Here is a 1,136-nt window from a genome sequence, read left to right on the forward strand (position 1 = left end):
CTGGCCCTCAGCGCCTGACCACCCCAAGAATCACGCGGGGACTGCGTTACACCACGCAAATGGACTTGACCCCCGGGGCTCGAAGATCGGCTTGATCTCCGGTCTGTTCTTGGTGGTGTCCTTGCTCGTCATTTGGCGCGAAGCACGCCAGGTGCGCGCGAACCGCGACCTGGACAACCGTGGCTGAGGTCCTGGCCCCGTGCCCACATGGGCACGGCAAAAGCTCCCTCGCTCCGCGGCTTTTCCCGCACCCATGATGGACAGCGGGGACCCCAACCGACCACCCGACCACAGCCGGCAGGTCACCTCACGCACGATCGTTCCGCGTCCGTAACCGCCGACTGTGGACGGCTTCCTGACCCTGTGGTCGCCTCGTAGAAACGGTGCCCGCTCCCCCATCGGGGAGCGGGCACCGTTCGTCGTTGTATAGCCCGTGGAACGAGCGACTACAGCCCCAGGCCGTCCTCCTGGGGGCGCTGCTCATAGCGCGCGGGCTGCCTGTGGTGAGTGACCGGAAGTGGAGCTTTCACGGCCGGTGGTACTACGGCTGGCTGCGGGAGCTCCGGGGAAGTTGATGCGCATCCGCTTCTTCAACGCTTCCAGCTCCGGGTCCAAAGTTGGTTGCGGCGTCTCCTCTCCGCGCATCGCACGGTCGATGCGCTCGACCTCCCACCGCGCGGCGTCCAGGGCTTCCTGGTGCTTGAACGGCACGTCCAGCGCCTCCCGTGCGTCCTCGGCTTCCTGCCGCGCGGAGGGCAGTCGTGCTTCGCGTTTGGTGACCTCCTCAGGCAGTGCCCGCACCTGGTTCTCCAGTCGTTGGATCATGCCCACATTCGGGTTCAACGACGTCGCCCGGGGTGACCTCCACCGCCACCCCGGGGGCGTCGTCGAGGCGCAACTCCACCGGGGACGCACTCACATCAGCCAGGTTCCCCGGCCGCTGCACCACCCGGATGTCGTGGCCACCAATGGCACCGGCGACCCCGAGATCAGTCTCCCCCGCGCGGGGCGGGCGGGAGGTGGCGTGCGCCCCGGCCCACCGCTGCCATGCCTCAGCCGCCTCGGTGAAGCTTCTATATCCCGTCAACCCCCAATTCCGCCGCGGCGGCGTTGAGTTGGCGGAAAAGGCGTCGGGC

Annotated in this window: 2 protein-coding genes; one reads left to right on the plus strand and one right to left on the minus strand. The window is 67.8% G+C overall.

Annotation, left to right across the window (positions count from 1 at the left end):
• Positions 1-187 (plus strand): hypothetical protein (locus tag ACFYE1_RS17425; protein WP_387745812.1); only part of this gene is annotated, 187 nt, incomplete at its 5' end.
• Positions 188-480: 293 nt separating this feature from the next.
• On the opposite strand, the gene ACFYE1_RS17430 is transcribed toward ACFYE1_RS17425, so the two are convergent.
• Positions 481-825, minus strand: a complete 345-nt coding sequence (locus ACFYE1_RS17430) for a hypothetical protein (protein WP_387745815.1) — start codon at positions 823-825, stop codon at positions 481-483.
• Between the last annotated feature and the right edge of the window lie 311 nt (positions 826-1,136).

The sequence above is a fragment of the Kocuria nitroreducens genome, assembly GCF_042879195.1.
GTDB lineage: Bacteria > Actinomycetota > Actinomycetes > Actinomycetales > Micrococcaceae > Kocuria > Kocuria nitroreducens.

Bases quoted from the DNA above. Each gene is read 5' to 3' on its own strand.
- ACFYE1_RS17430 (WP_387745815.1), bottom strand. From the start codon at position 825: ATGATCCAACGACTGGAGAACCAGGTGCGGGCACTGCCTGAGGAGGTC.